The organism is Pectobacterium sp. IFB5596, from assembly GCF_021432585.1.
Classification (GTDB): domain Bacteria; phylum Pseudomonadota; class Gammaproteobacteria; order Enterobacterales; family Enterobacteriaceae; genus Pectobacterium; species Pectobacterium punjabense.
This window is the reverse complement of the sequence record NZ_LXFY01000023.1, coordinates 35,434-50,927: the sequence shown is the minus strand read 5'-3', so window position 1 is coordinate 50,927 and position 15,494 is coordinate 35,434. Positions and strand designations below refer to the sequence as shown.

The following is a 15,494-nucleotide window of genomic DNA, read 5'->3' as shown; positions in this document are numbered from 1 at the left end:
GGAGCAGTCAGGCTCGTTCTTTGAGGCGAGCAGTGATCCACTGATCAATTTCGGCAGAGTCCCATCCCACGGCGCGCACGCCAAGACGCAGCGCCTTGGGAAACTTTCCCTCTTTCATCAAGTTATAAATATGGGCTCTTTTAAAGCCGGTTTTGGCTTCAACTTCAGCCCGACGCAGGATGCGACGCTCTGGAACGGGAACAGTGTTCTGTTGGAACATGACAGTCACTCCTTAATGCTTGGTAGCGCTTATTGAGGGTGACTGTCATTAAATAGACACCATCGATAAGCCACATCAAACAATAGGGACGAGCGGGTCACCGCTTTCTTGTCGCAACAAGCACGACCTTTGATTTAAGCCAATACCTGCTTGCCCCAAAAGTGACAATATTGGTTATCACTTCCGACCAATAAAGCATGCATCTGATCAAACCTTTCAATGCATAAAAATGAGCAGCCAAAATATTTTGATTGTTGTTTGTCTGTAGACGAAAAATGTCTGAGATTGATTTTTGTTGGATGTTGACACGCGCTTCAAGCCCTGGGAGCTATACGGGTTCGTTCACTAAAGCTGTGTGGCAAGGATTTTTATGCAATAGAAGGACTGTTTTTTGTCATGAAAGTGACAAAAACAGTCCTTTTGTTTCATTGCGGTGTCACAGTGTTCGGGTCGGTGGGGCGTGCGGCAAAGTTGGCATTTCTCCGATTGCGATAGCCCGGTTGATAAATCGAACCAGCTCTGCTGAACGTTCTCTTTCTGCTGTTACGACAAACGTAGCTGTGCTGGGAATATTGTCTGCTGCTTCTCTGATAATGACATTTGGATGGTTATAGAGAGCAATTTGGGATGCCAGCCCGATACCGATTCCATAGCCTGCTGCAACTAACATGATCATGGGTTCATGCCCTGAAACATATTCGGCAATGTTTGGAGTAGGGAGTGACGGATTGCTGAACAAATGTCGAGTCAGGTTATATCCACCAGTGCACTGTTCGGGGTGGCAAAGCACTAGCGGATAGCGAAGTATCTCGGCGTCAGAGATTTTTTCTTGTGAAAGTAATGGGTGATGAGTTGGGATCGCAATGGCTGGGCGCTCAGTCCATACAACCTCTTTGAGATACCCCGGTATGATTGAATTATCGACAGTAAAACCAACATCGATTTGATCGTGACTGATTGCCAGTAACATCTCGCTGACGGTCATTTCCGTGATCCTAATCTCGGTGCTAGGTTCCTCCTCACGACAACGAGCGAGCAGTGTTGTCAGTCTTGGTGGAGCCAGGCTGTCTGCAAGCCCAATACGCAGCCGACCACGGTAGCCCTGCGAGGCTGAGTTAACCCGTGTTTGAGCGTTCTCTATAAAGGCAATAATGCGTTGAGCCTCTTCACGAAACACTTCGCCTGGCCAGGTCAGCCTGATACGTCCTTTGGACCGATGAAGCAGTTGAACCCCCAGATGGTTCTCCAGTTCCTTGATGGCTCGGGATAAAGGTGATGGTTCGATATGAACTCTGGCAGCAGCTCGGGTGAAACTTTGCTCTTCTGCAACGATCAGGAAATACCGCAGGTAGCGTATCCTCATATTTTCATACTCCTTTCTTTCCATTGGGTATTGATTCCTTTTTATGGAGGAAGGCTCCGCCACGCGAATAGGACTTATTCGTGTGTTTGGGCTGTCTTTTGCGGGGCACCCCACGCTGAAATGCAGCCTCAACTGGTTGTGAGGGTGTAGGGCATTTCAATAGCTTGCTGAGCCGAGTTTTTCTTAGGGGGCAGGTGTGGAAAACGAGCAGATCAACCCGGCTGTGGAGCATCGCTAATGCTAAGGCTGCTTCTTATGGGGTTTTGTTCACACGTTGCGTGTTTCTGTCTCTGGATGTAGTGGGGTAGAGCTGATGAGGTCTGGCGCTTGCCTGTGTGGGTTACAGCATCGATCGCCCTAGGTTGTTGTTCCTCTCGATGAGTTAAGAAAGCCGGTGAATGCGTTGTCAAGGTGGTCGAGTTCGAGGCAGCGGCCGACGTCAGTCAATGACAGGTTGTAGGTGATGATGTAACAATAGTTTGTCTATTCGTGGTCCACGCTGAACAGCGTGGTGTATAAACAATGAACAATTCAGGATGTGGGTTTCGGATGAGTACTTTCGATAGCAATCATAAAAATATAATCGCTGCTTTCATGGCCTTGAAGAATAAGGCCACTCTTTTGGAAAAGCACACGCTGCGCGGGAATTACCAGATAAACAAGAATCGTCTGCCGTTCATTGAGGTGCGTAACTATTATGCAAGCCTCAGGCATGTGTGCGATCTACCGATTATATTTATGATGAATGAAGAGTTATCTAATACCGCTGCGAGGCATCTTTGTCCCGAACTGTTGATTGAGCTTCTCAAGGAACAGCATCTGACACTTGACGTTCAGGTCGATGGCAAGCCTGCTTCGCTGGAGCATGAAGATTTTGAAGCCTCGTTGTCCGATATTAGGGCATTGTGCTGTGATCGTATCAATGGGATGGTAGGAAGTTTGATGCTAGATTTCACCGTTTCTGTATTTTCCTGTTTCGAACACTGGATAACGAAACTGTACGACGGCTACGCCGAGAAATTGGAGGCTGAGTATAAAAATAGTCGCAGGGACAAGGTCGTCAAGTTGCTCAAGCGGTATGGTGGGGCGAGGTCAGACGAGGAGAAGTTGAAGTACCTGAACGGAATCCTAGATGTGCGAGGCCCATACCGTTCCTTCCCGGACAAAATCAATGCGCTCTACAAGATGGTCGACAAGCAGAAATACATGCGAGACATTAACCACGACAAGGATATCATCAAGTTTTTAGGCGCATGCAGGAACACCGTTCACAACTCAGGGGTGCATCAAAAAGACTCGCTTCAGATCACGTGTAACGGAATAACCTATTTCCTGAGGGCTGGCAGGCCTTGGTATTGCGACCGCTATTCTCAATCGATAGGCTTGCTGGGTGAGTTGACGGATATTTATAGCCATTTAGTAAGATCACTGAGCGATTGGCCGTTGGAGTCCGTCTGTGAGGAGATCCTATTGCAGCCCGATATGAGGAGATTCGAAATAGCAGTACAACTAGCGTTTGATGCTGATCAAGCTGTGCCACTCGAACAAATTTTAATTGAGAATATGGGGGTGGGCGAAGTTCAGGCGAAGAATATTGCCCGAATTCTGGGAAGGATCAAGTCGGACATATCGCGGGATCCGAAAGACTTTTGTATATATGAAATCCTAACTGGTGACCTCTTGAATTCATTAGAGACTCCTGGATCCGAATCTTAATCATGGGCTAACCAAAATCATAATTACGAGGATAATGACTGCGATTTATAATTGTTTGTTCCGAGAGTTGTATAAGCGTATCTGTGCATAGCACTGGCTTCAAGTAAAGTATTCCGTTGCTGAAGAGTTTTTCCTAACTAATTAAGTAAGGGGTGGGTGTGAACGAAGAAGAATCGGTAGATTATCCAGCTAGTGCTATCTCGACTTGGAGCGGGTATGTGTATCAAGGAAAGATTGCGCTGTACCATTCTCTGAAATTGATTGATGAAGGTGAAATTGACTTTGAACTTCAGCTAGATAGTACGGATGATTTTGCTATATACAAGGAAGGAAAAGTCATCAGCGCACACCAAGTTAAAGCTAAGATTGGTAAGTACCGTAAAAGCTATACTGAGGCGCTAGAAAAATCTGCAAAAATTGAATTTGATCGTGTTGCGGGAATCAGCCGCTATTTCCATGTTTCAGTCGAGCTAGACGACAGTACAGACTATATTAACTCTGAGGGGGAGGTCGTAAAATTTTATCCATACGGGACTAAGATGTACTGTGGTCTTGGCGAGATCGAAGCCCTTACTAAAGAGCTTATAAAAAATCTCTGTGCGAGCAATGCCATAGTTTTGAGTGAAGATCTACTGCACTACAACTATTGCATGTTATCTGAAAATATTAGTTCGCAGGCGGTAGCGATTCACAGAATTATTCAAGAGGATCGCAAAAAAGCGAATGAGGCGGCATACGAAAATCGTATTTCGGCGAAAAGTATTGTAAACGATATTCTAAGCAAAAATCCTCACGACGATACCGAATATTTTTCAGTGGAGCTTAAAGCACGACTTTACTCGTATCTTGAAGAGCGGCTCGATCAGTTTCTCCCTGGCATGAGTGACTCTGTATATACAAGAGCAAGAAACCTTTTTGATCATATTAGAACCACAAATGCTGAAGAACTTAGGTCGTTGTGTCAGTTGATGAAGCCTTCGGAGCGATTTTCACGTATCCAAAGAGGCGACATCAGACGATACTCTAGCCTGATTGAGGCTATCAGTATTGAGCCGATACTCAATAAGCTTCCTCATTACTTAGATGACCTTAAAAAATTTTATATTCCTACAGCACTTGACCTTCCATATGTCGAAGATCACGAAGATTGCACTGCAGACATAATCAGAGAAATGAAAAGCAATGATGATCTTTTGAAGCTTCTCTTCGAGTACAACAATCTTATCGCGTCGAGAGCTAATAAATCATTCATAATAGACACTAAGTTTACTAATAGTGCTGATTTGAGTGAGCAAGAAACTCAGGAGAAAATTGACAGCAATATTGTTAAAACGCTATGTATCAGTATCGTGACTAAGGAAGAGGCAGAGGCTCGACTGAAATGATCATTAAACTTATAGATGAGGCCCTTATCGCTCATGGTTTCTCCAAGGTGCTCGAAACCAATGCTACGGGCTTCTATGTCAGAGAGAGCGGGTCTGCAATCCGATTCGCAGTCTTACATAAATTAGAAAAATTAGTAAAACCTGGCGAGTTGAATTTTGCCATTAATCAATCTGCGCCTGAGGTTTTTGTGAACGACCCATCATTTAAAAAAAATTGCGACCTCATTTGTATTCATCACTTAGATAAGCTGGCTGAGTTTAAAAGTCATGAGGAACAAATTTTTTCAATCGAAGAGGATCCGCATTTCTATAAAAAATATGTGCTTTATTATAGTGATGCAGAAGTTGATGCCATTAAGGGGCTTAATTATGAGGCCCTTAATGAATTGATTTCAGATAAGAATCAGTTCGGAAAATACAAAAACGATCCGCTGGCAGCTACGAAATACAGTGCCGCTGCTAAGATTTTTATAAAACTTCCCTTCCTTGAGTTGCCTTTTAAGAAAGGAGAGTTGGTGTCGCTTCGCCTCCAAGCTGCAGAGGCTGTGGCCGAAGCTGATCTTACTAATGTCTATGAGATTGTGAAAAAATTTGACGCCAATAACGTTGATGATTTAATCAAGGAAATGATTAGCGATGAACTGGAAAATTTCAAAAATTGAAATCTCAAGCTTTAAGGCTTTTAAGCATATCTATATGGATCTCGGTGGTTCATCGCTTTTGACTCTGGATGGGCCTAACGGCTTTGGTAAAACTAGCGCTTTTGATGCCATAGAGCTTTTGCTGACAGGTGGAATTAAGAGAATTAAAAACCTGTTCTCCACCCTTATGACTGGCAGTAAGAGTAATTATGATGATAATTTGTTTTGGAATGTCAGGGCTGGCAATAAGGATTTATCAATAAAAATTGAGTTTATCGGTGATGGTAAAGCTTTAACTCTGGCGAGACATGCCGCTGCTAAAGATTTTGGTGATAAATCCAATAATAGAGCTGATAGATTTTCTCATTTTATTCTCTATGAGATGCCGGACTTTAAGTCCAATAATTATGTTCCTGAAAATATTCGTGATGATAGTTTTGTCGAGAAGTTGTTTGGAAAAAACTTTATAGAGAATTTCTCCTACCTAAATTACCTTGAGCAAGGGCAGAACCAACTTTTGCATACTCGACTCGACAAGCGAAAGGAGGCCTTAGGTAATCTCTTCAATACCAATGACGTCAAGGCAGAAATTGATAATTGCAAGGTTATCGCTTTGCGGCTGACCAAATTTATTGGCGACGAAAAAAGAGCTGTTGAACTCGAAAAGTTGAACACCGAGGCTGATTCGTTAAAAGGAATGGTTCAAGCGGATCTAGGCTCTGTTGAATATAAACTACTCACCACTGCGTTGCTGCAGCCTGGTTGGGACAAGGAGAACCCTTTTCCTACCTACTCGGCAGAGGTCTACGCACAATTTTCCGATAGTATCGATCGTCTCCAGAATTTAGTCCCGTTGAAAGAAGCAATTCAGATTAGGGAAAAAAACGAGAAGATTGAGGATGATATAGAGCGCAACAAGGAGTCTCTGGCGAGTTTGGGACGGTTTGGCATCGATTTGGGCAAGCTGGACGCTTTCGACACTATAAAGAGAGAGTTGAACGAACTGGCCAAGGCTAACGGCATCATTAAACGTGGTGCCATAGCCATCAACGAAAATGAAGCCAAGAGCCTTCCAGGATGGGGGCGGGATCGCTTGGACTGGTTCCTTGAGCAGATAAAAGTACGTGACACGCTTCAGCAGAGGAGTAGTTCGAGTGCCAGTTCTGCTGCCGAGTTAGCGCGCCTGAAAGCTGAGTTGCTTGCAGAACACGATAAGCTTTACCCCGACGATCAGCATTGCCCTATGTGTGGTGTCGACTGGAAAGCCCATGATGCTATGCTGCACAAGGTTGACGCTAGAACACAGCAGATCAACGAGGCACTCAGTGCTGATGGCCAAGCCCTGCTTATTCTAACGGGAGAAATGGCTGCAGAATTAGCAATAATTGAAGCTAATGTCCATAGACGGGAAGCACAACTATCCGTTGGATACAACAGCGCGCTTCACAACGCATTGATTCATGATAAGTCCAGGTTGCCTGCAATCGCACAACTGGGCGCTCGGCTTCAAGCTATGGGCACACAGATCAATTACTCCTTCTCTGAAAATAGAGAAGTGGTAGATGCTCGGACTCAAGAACTTACCGCTTCTATGAGAGGCCAGAAAACGCTCGAAAAGGAGCCTTTGCCGGATGATTGGAGGAAGATCATTACGGCAGCATTCAAAGAGATCCAAGATTTCTACATCATTGAACTAAAAGACCTAAAGGACAAGGGGCAGTATGTCGCGCTCAAGGCTAACGAGGCGAAAAGCAGCAGGTTGAAGCAGTGTCTTGAAGAGCAACAACGCATGCAGCGTGAGAATGATGCTGCAAGAAGAGCCAAAGAAAAGGTCTCGAAGCTAAAAACCACGCTAGAGAAGACCGAGCGTAATTACGCAGACCAAACTATCTCTGAGATTGAACTGATTTTCCATATTTACAGTGGGCGGCTCATTCAAAACTACCAACGAGGCCTAGGACTGTTCATTGAAAGCAAAGACGGGAAGCAACTGAGATTTTTAACGGCTGAGAAGTCCGAGCATGATGCTGTTCTGTCGATGAGTTCGGGCCAAGTGTCTGCTCTTAGCTTGGCCTTCTTCCTTTCGCTCAATAAGGTTTATTCACGTGTGCCGCTGATCTTGATTGATGACCCCTCCCAGTCGCTTGATGAAGTGAACGTAGCTTCTCTTACTGACTTGTTGCGCTGCGAGTTGAATAATCGCCAACTCATCGTTTCCTCGCATGAGGATGATATTTCGGCGTATATGCGTTATCGCTTCACCAAAGCAGGGCTCAGTACCCGTTCTCTTAACATGCAGCTCTTGACCAAAGAGGGTGTTTAGCTGCCATGGGGATAAGTTTTGGGAATCGCCAAAATTTTTGCTGATATTTTTTGGTTAAAGTCGGATCGTCATCGTTACCAGATAGATAGTGTAAAACAGGCCTGAGTGGTTTTGCTGAAAAATATTATTTATTGAGACTTGTTGGTGATATTAAGGGAGGTGCATGTGGAAGAAGACGATATTGACAAGGCAGTTGAACGACTCTTCGCCGATGAAGATTTGGTAACGCTTTGCGAACTTCAGCGAACAGGCGATGAAGTTCTTGATGTTATCTCACTCAGTGAGAATCAGCACTCAGATATTCTCGGTTGGCTACTTGACCCAAGGGAAGGCCACACTCAAGGCGATCAGATTCTCCAAGATTTACTCATTGCTGCGTCGCAAAAGGTAACTGATGGGGAAAGCGGTTTGGATGGCCGTTGCACAACGGCTAAGTTCTTCAGTGAATGGCCTCCATCTCGGATCCGAACAAGCAGTTTTGGCTCCGCTTTCTGTGCTCGTGAGCTGGGCATGAAAAAAGAGGAGCGGGTAGATCTCTTCGTTATTGACCCTCAGAATAAGTTTATTCTACTTATAGAGAACAAATCACGTGCAGCGCATAGTAAAAAGCAATTGCAAGGATATCGTGAAAGTTTTGCCGATATGGTTCAGGGAAACTCACACCTTCGACAGTATGATTGCGTTTATATCGCCCTTGACCGAGATTTCGATGGTGAAGATTGTGCTGAGCGGCCATGCTCAGACGCTTGGTTGCATCTTGGCTACGACTGGCTGAAAATTTCAGCAAATCGCGCACTTTTGCACGTAGAAAGAGGAAACTCTGCTGCAAAGTTGGTAGTTAGTTATTGCAATCGTCAGACGGACTGGGAGAGTCCTCAAACCAAGCGTTGCATAGAACTGGCGTCTGCGCTTCATCAGAAATATCCCGAAGCGATGTTGCAACTGCTTAAATCACCGGCTGGCCGCATTGAAAAGATTTGGTTAAAGACTAGGCATCCACCCAACGCCCTACTCTTCGCACTCCAAAACAAAAGCGTGTTGTCAATTCTGCGCGAAACCAAGGGCATGGCATCAGTAAAAATGGAACTGATCCGACGTGTGCAATCCATTCCCTTATCGAATATTGATCATGCAAGGGCCTGGCTAGCTATTTGTCCTGTTGGCTGGGAGCAATTCTCAGGCGAGCGATGGCCGCTGTACATGCTCATCCGCGTCTCAGAACACAATCAATCGAAGTTCAGCCTCAAATTGGTTTGGAATTCCGATAGAGTCGGTGATGCGTTTGATGCACAAAATTTGCGTTGCCGACTTGCTGAGCTTGAGCCCAAGTTTCTGGCATTTTTAGAGAGCCGTCATCGTCGTGTTCCTATTGCAAATGAGTTATCTCTGACTGAGATTTTCAAGATTGTGGATGAGCTAAATTCAAAGTTGAAGTCGGCCAAATCTATGTCAGTGAGCATCTTATAAGATGTGTGATAGAACAACTCTCTGCCAACCAGAAGACTGCTAGTATCTAGGGTTTAATCGATTAACTGAGATAGTTAGGGCTGGCTGGCTGCCTGCCTTCTTGGGAATGAGACAATATGAAGATCACATTTAGCCTTCATGCTGGCGGGTGGCAAGGTCCTGCTACAAACTCGCAATTGGGCGAGCCTATCCTAAGCCCTCCGGCTTTTCTCGGACTGTTGGAAGTTCAGCTTGGTTTGAGTGGACCGCCTGTGGTTTCTGCGAGACGTACGGCAGCTTTTCTAGTTGCTTTAAGGATTGCTGATACTCCTGAACGCTTCTTTCATCGCAGTATGCAAGTCGACGAAATGGGAACTGCCTCGGCATTGCTGGCTTGGCGAGATAAATGGTTTCTCGCGGGGTGGGATGGCAAACCTCATGATAGTTGGTCTGGTAGACTTTCTGATATGGCAGCAGTGGAAGCTGCGGTTGTAGGCAGAATTGGGCTTAGTGAAGGTGAGCGTTTGGCACTAGTTGCCGAGCGCCTTAGCAAACGTCGAGTCCCTATCGCGAAAGTTCTTGTGCTTGAGCCGATTTCCGCGTTTCCCGCACGTTGGCGAACTGTCTTGAAGCAATTGCCGATTGAGATCGTGTCACCGCAGTCACCACAGGCTGCAGGGGATCTCGGCGCTGTTCAGCAGCGATGCCTAGCCGCTGCCGTTGATGGCAACTTGGCACCGCTTGATGCACTTACAGTCGATGGCTCCATTTCTGTCGTACGACCGTTTACGGTGGAGGTAGCGGAACACTGGCTGGCAAACCAATATCACATGGAGCCTAGTGCGCAGCGTTTGATTGTTTGCGACGAGCCAGCAATAGGTTCCTCGTTGGATGAGACGCTCAAAGCTACTGGAGTCCCGACCTGTGGGTATAGCGAGTCAAGTTCACTGCGACCAGTGATGCAGGCACTACCGCTAGCTCTTGAGACGCTGTGGGATCCGATAGAACCAGCCCGATTGCTAGATTTCCTCATGCATCCAGTTGGGCCGCTTCCTTCAGGCATCAGGCGGCAGCTCGGTAGAGTCTTTACAACCCAGCCTGGTATTGGAGGACGGGCTTGGACGCAGGTTAGGAATGCAATCCGCGAGGGGCTTGAGCCTGATGCTGACAGGAACGTAACAGAGTGGTTGGAAGCAATTCGTTATGATCGTCGTTCTGGTGCGCCACTGGAACTCGTTGTGGCGCGCATTGATTCGCTGCGTAGCTCACTGCAAGCCAGGCTAGTGAGGATCATTGAAGAGCAAGGGGGAGGGGAGGCTGATTTACGTTCTGCTATCTCACAATGCTCAGCCGTAATAGATGCACTCTACGAGCTTAGGACTTCCGATAATGACTTGGTTAAGCCCCGTCTGCTGGAGCAATTGGTTTCCCAGGCGACTTCTGATGCCGCTAACACATTAGCAACAGCCGAAGTTGGCTGCATGCCAAGCACTTCTTCTATCGCTGCATGCGCTGTCGAATCCGCAGACGAGGTCATCTGGTGGATGCCTGACAGACCCAAATTGCCAACTGCGCATCCCTGGCTGCAGGTTGAACTTGATGCACTAAAAGATGGGGGCGTGGACCTGCTTGACCCTGGCACCGAGATGGCCTCTATGATGACTCTTTGGATCAGGCCGATTCTTGCTGCCCGCAAGCGATTGGTTCTGATTCTGCCGCCTGAAGGCGCCGAGTTACATCCTGCTTGGCAGCTCATACATGTTGTCGCTCCGCAACTGTCCATCAGTATTCTTGAACAAGACGACGTGGGGAAGGTCGCGGTTACCCCACAGGATCTGGCGCTGTCGAAGGGAGTCTGGAAGTTCGATCCCAGCGCCAAATGGCGAGAGACGTTCCCTGCTCCGACGCGGAGGGAAGTGCAGTCTTTTTCGACATTGGAGGTGGTTTTCAATAACCCGGCACTGGCTGTACTGCAGGATGCGGCTTACCTACGAGGTAGCAATATGTTTGCGCCTGCACAAGACACTCGACTTCTTGGGACACTAGCACATCGCTTGGTACAGCTATTTCTGATGGATTCTTCCAGGCTAAGGTGGAATCCAGCACAAATAGAAGATTGGTTTGGCCCTGCTGTTGACAACCTACTCACGACTGAAGGAATGCCGTTGCTGGCTCTTGGCAACTCTATGCAGTTGGCTCAGTTCAAGGCAGTAGCTATGGGGGGCATCATTTCCTTGCTTGAGTATCTGAATGCTGCTGGCGTGAAACGCGTGGAAACTGAACGCCCATTGAGTGGGTCGCTCGGTACCCTTACGCTGCAGGGGGATGCTGATTTGCTTCTATACCTAGAAAATGATGCCACCGCAGCATTAGACCTGAAGTGGTCGCGCGGTACACGATTTCGCACCAAGCTGGTGGACGGTGACTTCCTCCAACTGGCGCTTTACGCGCACATGGTGGAACAGGAGACAAAAGTCCCTCCTCTGGCAGTCGGCTATTTCACCTTCCTTGATGGCAGCCTTTCGACGCTAACCGAAGGGGTATTTGGCGATAGCGCGAGAGTCATCTCACCCAAGAGCGGTGAGACAACTGTTCAGCTTGTTCAGAGAGCCTTGGCTTCTTGGGGGTGGCGCGTCAAGCAGTGGCAAGACGGAGAAGTTGAGGTTATTGGCGATGGATTAGAGCCTGGCCCATCGGAGCCACCGGACGGTTGCTTGCCACTTAGAGCTCTTGGGCCTTGGTATCTTGATTTTTTCCGTCTGTTTGGTCAGCCGGAGAGCGAAGCATGAGCGAGGACAAGAAGATGAATATTGAGTTTGTGCGCGCTGGCGCAGGCAGTGGAAAGACCCATTACCTAACGCATCTGTTGGCGAGCCGTCTAGAAGACAAATCAGCTAGGGCTTCCTCCGTTATCGCGACTACTTTCACCGTCAAGGCTGCAACTGAACTTCGTGAACGGGCCCGATCAACGCTACTTAAAAAGGGGCGTTTAGATTTAGCTGCTACTGTTGGTCAGGCTCGGATCGGCACTATCAATAGCGTTTGTGGTCAGCTCATCCAAAGGTTCTGCTTTGACTTAGGTGTCTCACCGGATCAGCGTATTCTCGACGAACAACAAGCATCCAAGATCGCTCGGGTTGCTTTGGAAAGTGTCCAGACTCCCGAAGAGATTCGCCGTTTGATAACCGTCGCGCATCGGCTAGGTATCGGCCAAGCCAAGTTCAGTACGGCTAGTCGAGAACAGAAGCGCGAAGCAGCCATCTCGGAAACACTGCGCAAGCTCATGGATGCGGCGCGTGAAAACAATTTGTCGCCGAAGCAACTTGCGGCGATGGGGGCAAAGAATGCTGATGCCATGCTCGCTACCTGGCCTGTGCCGGTCAGAGGTGTGTCAGCAAACTTGACCAGCGCGCTCGACCTAGTAATTGCAGAGTTGCAGGTTGCCAGGGTCAAGGGGAATACGACGGATGTTCTCAGGAAAGCTATTGATAGATGCCGTGACGCTAGAGAGTTGCTAGGGCAAGGGCGTCTCCCTTGGAGTGAATGGGTCGCGTTGGCGAAACTCAATGCTGGGGCTCCACAGAAGGCAATTGTCGCTCCGCTACACACTTCGGCGAACCTCCATGGAAAGAGCGCTGAATTCCATCAGGATGTACGGGAGTACCTACTCCTTTTATTCGGTATTGCAAGCCGTGGCTTGCAGGCATTCGAGGAAGCAAAGCGGGAAATGGGTGTTGTCGACTTCACCGACCAGGAGGTTCTGTTGCTGCGAGGGTTGGAGACAAGTGAAGTGGTTCAGCAAGCATTGCGTGAAGAACTGGATTTGGTCTTGGTTGATGAGTTCCAAGATACCAACCCATTGCAATTGGCCATATTTATAGAGCTTGCAAAGCTAGCGAAGTCCTCTGTTTGGGTGGGCGATCGCAAGCAAGCCATCTATGGGTTCAGAGGGACAGACTCAACGCTTATCCAGCAGGTGTTGGATTCAGTAGAGGCCTGGGGGGGGAAGGTTGGAGCTGCGCTTACAGATTCTTATCGGTCGACACCAGCGCTTGTAAAGCTAACAAACGAGGCATTTGTGTCGGCTTTTTCGCAGACGCCAGAAGCAGAAATAGCTCTAACTCCTATTCGATGTCCCATTGCTGACAGTGTTGATCTCCAGAATTGGACATTTGCCTCCCCTCCAGGTAAGAGGATTCTTGATGTGACTGGTTTGGGGCCTGTGCTGACTCAGTTTTTGCGGAGCAAAGCTCAGATTTATGACAAGGATACCAAGTCGATACGTGATGTACAGCCTGGTGACATAGCTATCCTGTGTCGCACGAACAGCGTGGTGAAAGATGTTGTTGGTGCATTGAGCCGCTGGGGTATTCCGGTTGCAGCTGAGAGACCTGGATTGCTGGCAACACCCGAAGCGCAGTTGGTTATTGCGTGTCTACGTCGCCTGCATGATCGGAGTGACACCGTTGCATCAGCCATCATCGTGGGCCTCACGGAGGCACTCGAACCGGAACAATGGTTGCACGACCGTTTGCAGTTTCTTGCTGATGCAAAGCGAAATGAAAAAGGCGAATGGGAGCCACCTTTGAACTCCTGGAGGGTTGAAGGTGCAGGAACCAATCCGCTGCTGGCTCGACTAGAGTCTCTACGTGACCGATTGCTCTCCCTTACCCCGTTTGAGTCTCTGCGTCTAGCTAAGGCAGAGTCTGGCATAGCGAACTTTTGCCATAGCTGGTCTGTAGATAAACGCTCTGCGGAGGTTCGACTTGCCAATGTGGAGCAACTTCTTAGCTTGTCGCGCCAGTATGAGGAGGAATGCCTTAGCTCTAGTCAGCCTGCTACGGTCAATGGGCTTTTGCTATGGCTGCAGAAGTTAGATGTCGATGGCAAAGATGGTCGCGCAGCTGCAAACCATGAGGCCGTTGAAGTGATGACGTTCCATGGTGCGAAGGGTCTGGAATGGCCTGTCGTCATCGTTGTCGGGCTCGACCATCCGAGTCGGACTGACTTGTGGGAGGTTCGAGCAAGGACGGAAGGAGTGTTCAATGCCTCAGTTCCGTTAGCCAACCGATTTATCCACTTCTGGCCATATCCCTTTGGTGCTACAAAGTCCGTTGATGAAGTAACGGTTGCTGAAGCAACGTCAGTTGGTAAGGCTGCTGCTAAGTCTGCGCTGGAGGAGAACCAGCGGTTACTTTATGTCACGCTCACCCGTGCACGAGACCAGATTGTATTGGTTTCGAAACCGGGTACGGGAGCAGAGCTACCCCCACTCGACTGGCTTAGGGAATCCAATGCAATTGAGACGTTCTGGCCAAGGACTATGAAACGAGTCATCGATGGCTTTGACATAAGTTGCTTTGCTACTGATTGGACCCTTGAGCAAACTCAGGCCGAGCCTCCAGTCAAGACAGAGGAAATACTCCAGTTCTATCCTCTTCGTGAGCCGAAGCAGCATATGCCGCTCTGGGTGAGGCCAAGTGCTACCCAAGGCGGTAGTTTCAAAGTGCATACTGTAGAGACAGTGGGTTCCCGTATTGTTGTTCAGGCACATACTGATATGGCAATGTTGGGTTCTGCACTGCACAACTGCGTCGCTTATGCTGTTGCAGATCCAATGGAAGGGATTACGCTTGATGACGTTAGGGAAATTCTCAATCGTTGGGGGGTTGGGGCAGTGATTGATCCGCAGGATGCGTTGGACCAGGTCAACGCCTTCATCAGCTGGTGTCGGGATAAGTGGCCCGACAGCGAGGCGCTTGCTGAAGTACCTTTTGAGGCAAGGAGGGCTGACGGGGCAATCGCCCGAGGCCAAATCGACTTCCTACTGAAAGTGGCTGGGGGGTATATTTTGTTCGACCATAAGGCCAATCCCCGCAGTGCAGGGGATGATGACAGGCTTGCGTTTGAGCACGGGAGGCAACTGGCCGAGTACGCACAGGCTGTAGCAATTGCGTCTGGTGAGGAAGTACTGGAGCGGTGGCTGTTCTTGCCAGTCGCCGCGCAGGCCGCACGGATTGTGGAAGGTTGATAATAAAAATCTTGTGCTAATCATTTGATCGTATCGGTCTATCTTTTGTGGGGCATCTAATGCTGAATGTAGCCTCAATTGGTTGTTGTGATAGGGAAATCTTAAGAGCGGACTAAGCTAAGTCTTTCTTGGGGGAGGATAGATAGTTCGGGGAAACTTACGGTTTGGCAGCCTTGTCTGAAGGGAGATGAGGCCTCCTGTCTGCCATGTCTGGTGGATGTGGTTGGACATGTATGACGCTGTATGGAAAAAAAATTCAGGTTCCGACTTGCCAAGATCTAAGTTCTAGTCCATAATGCTGTCCATCCTATCTAGGGATGTCGGGAAACTCTTTCTAAAACAAAGAGATAACGGGTGGGTTTAAGACTC

The 15,494-nt window shown here is 48.1% G+C and carries 9 protein-coding genes; 7 read left to right on the top strand and 2 right to left on the bottom strand.

The features are described 5' to 3' along the window. Positions 1 to 7 precede the first annotated feature (7 nt). Positions 8 to 220: an AlpA family transcriptional regulator gene (locus A6301_RS13920; protein ID WP_234258034.1), complete on the bottom strand. Its 213-nt coding sequence runs from the start codon at positions 218 to 220 to the stop codon at positions 8 to 10. Positions 221 to 656: 436 nt separating this feature from the next. Beyond that, the gene (locus A6301_RS13915) at positions 657 to 1,607 is read right to left on the bottom strand and encodes a LysR family transcriptional regulator (protein ID WP_228377255.1); all 951 of its coding nucleotides are present in this window, start codon (positions 1,605 to 1,607) and stop codon (positions 657 to 659) included. Between the two features lie 525 nt (positions 1,608 to 2,132). Between A6301_RS13915 and A6301_RS13910 the strand changes: the two genes are divergently transcribed. The 7 genes from A6301_RS13910 (at position 2,133) to A6301_RS13880 (ending at position 15,125) form a co-directional block, all read left to right on the top strand. Further along, positions 2,133 to 3,299, top strand: a complete 1,167-nt coding sequence (locus A6301_RS13910; protein ID WP_234258033.1) for a hypothetical protein — start codon at positions 2,133 to 2,135, stop codon at positions 3,297 to 3,299. Between the two features lie 158 nt (positions 3,300 to 3,457). Next, positions 3,458 to 4,684 (top strand): ABC-three component system protein, encoded by a 1,227-nt coding sequence (locus tag A6301_RS13905; RefSeq protein WP_234258032.1) that lies wholly within the window; start codon positions 3,458 to 3,460, stop codon positions 4,682 to 4,684. Further along, entirely contained in the window at positions 4,681 to 5,346 is a 666-nt protein-coding gene (locus tag A6301_RS13900; RefSeq protein ID WP_025920360.1) for an ABC-three component system middle component 1, read from the top strand. The genes A6301_RS13905 and A6301_RS13900 overlap by 4 nt, the downstream gene beginning before the upstream one ends. Then, positions 5,321 to 7,648 (top strand): AAA family ATPase, encoded by a 2,328-nt coding sequence (locus tag A6301_RS13895; protein ID WP_234258031.1) that lies wholly within the window; start codon positions 5,321 to 5,323, stop codon positions 7,646 to 7,648. Before A6301_RS13900 ends, A6301_RS13895 begins: the two co-directional genes overlap by 26 nt. A gap of 165 nt (positions 7,649 to 7,813) precedes the next feature. Next, positions 7,814 to 9,115 carry a PD-(D/E)XK nuclease family protein gene (locus tag A6301_RS13890; protein WP_234258030.1) on the top strand — a complete coding sequence of 434 codons (1,302 nt, stop codon included), beginning with the start codon at positions 7,814 to 7,816 and terminating at the stop codon, positions 9,113 to 9,115. A gap of 116 nt (positions 9,116 to 9,231) precedes the next feature. Beyond that, complete coding sequence (locus A6301_RS13885; protein WP_234258029.1) at positions 9,232 to 11,883, top strand: PD-(D/E)XK nuclease family protein; 2,652 nt, start codon at positions 9,232 to 9,234, stop codon at positions 11,881 to 11,883. Then, positions 11,880 to 15,125, top strand: coding sequence for an exodeoxyribonuclease V subunit beta (locus tag A6301_RS13880; protein WP_234258028.1), 3,246 nt, complete (start codon positions 11,880 to 11,882; stop codon positions 15,123 to 15,125). Before A6301_RS13885 ends, A6301_RS13880 begins: the two co-directional genes overlap by 4 nt. The last annotated feature ends 369 nt before the right edge of the window (positions 15,126 to 15,494 follow it).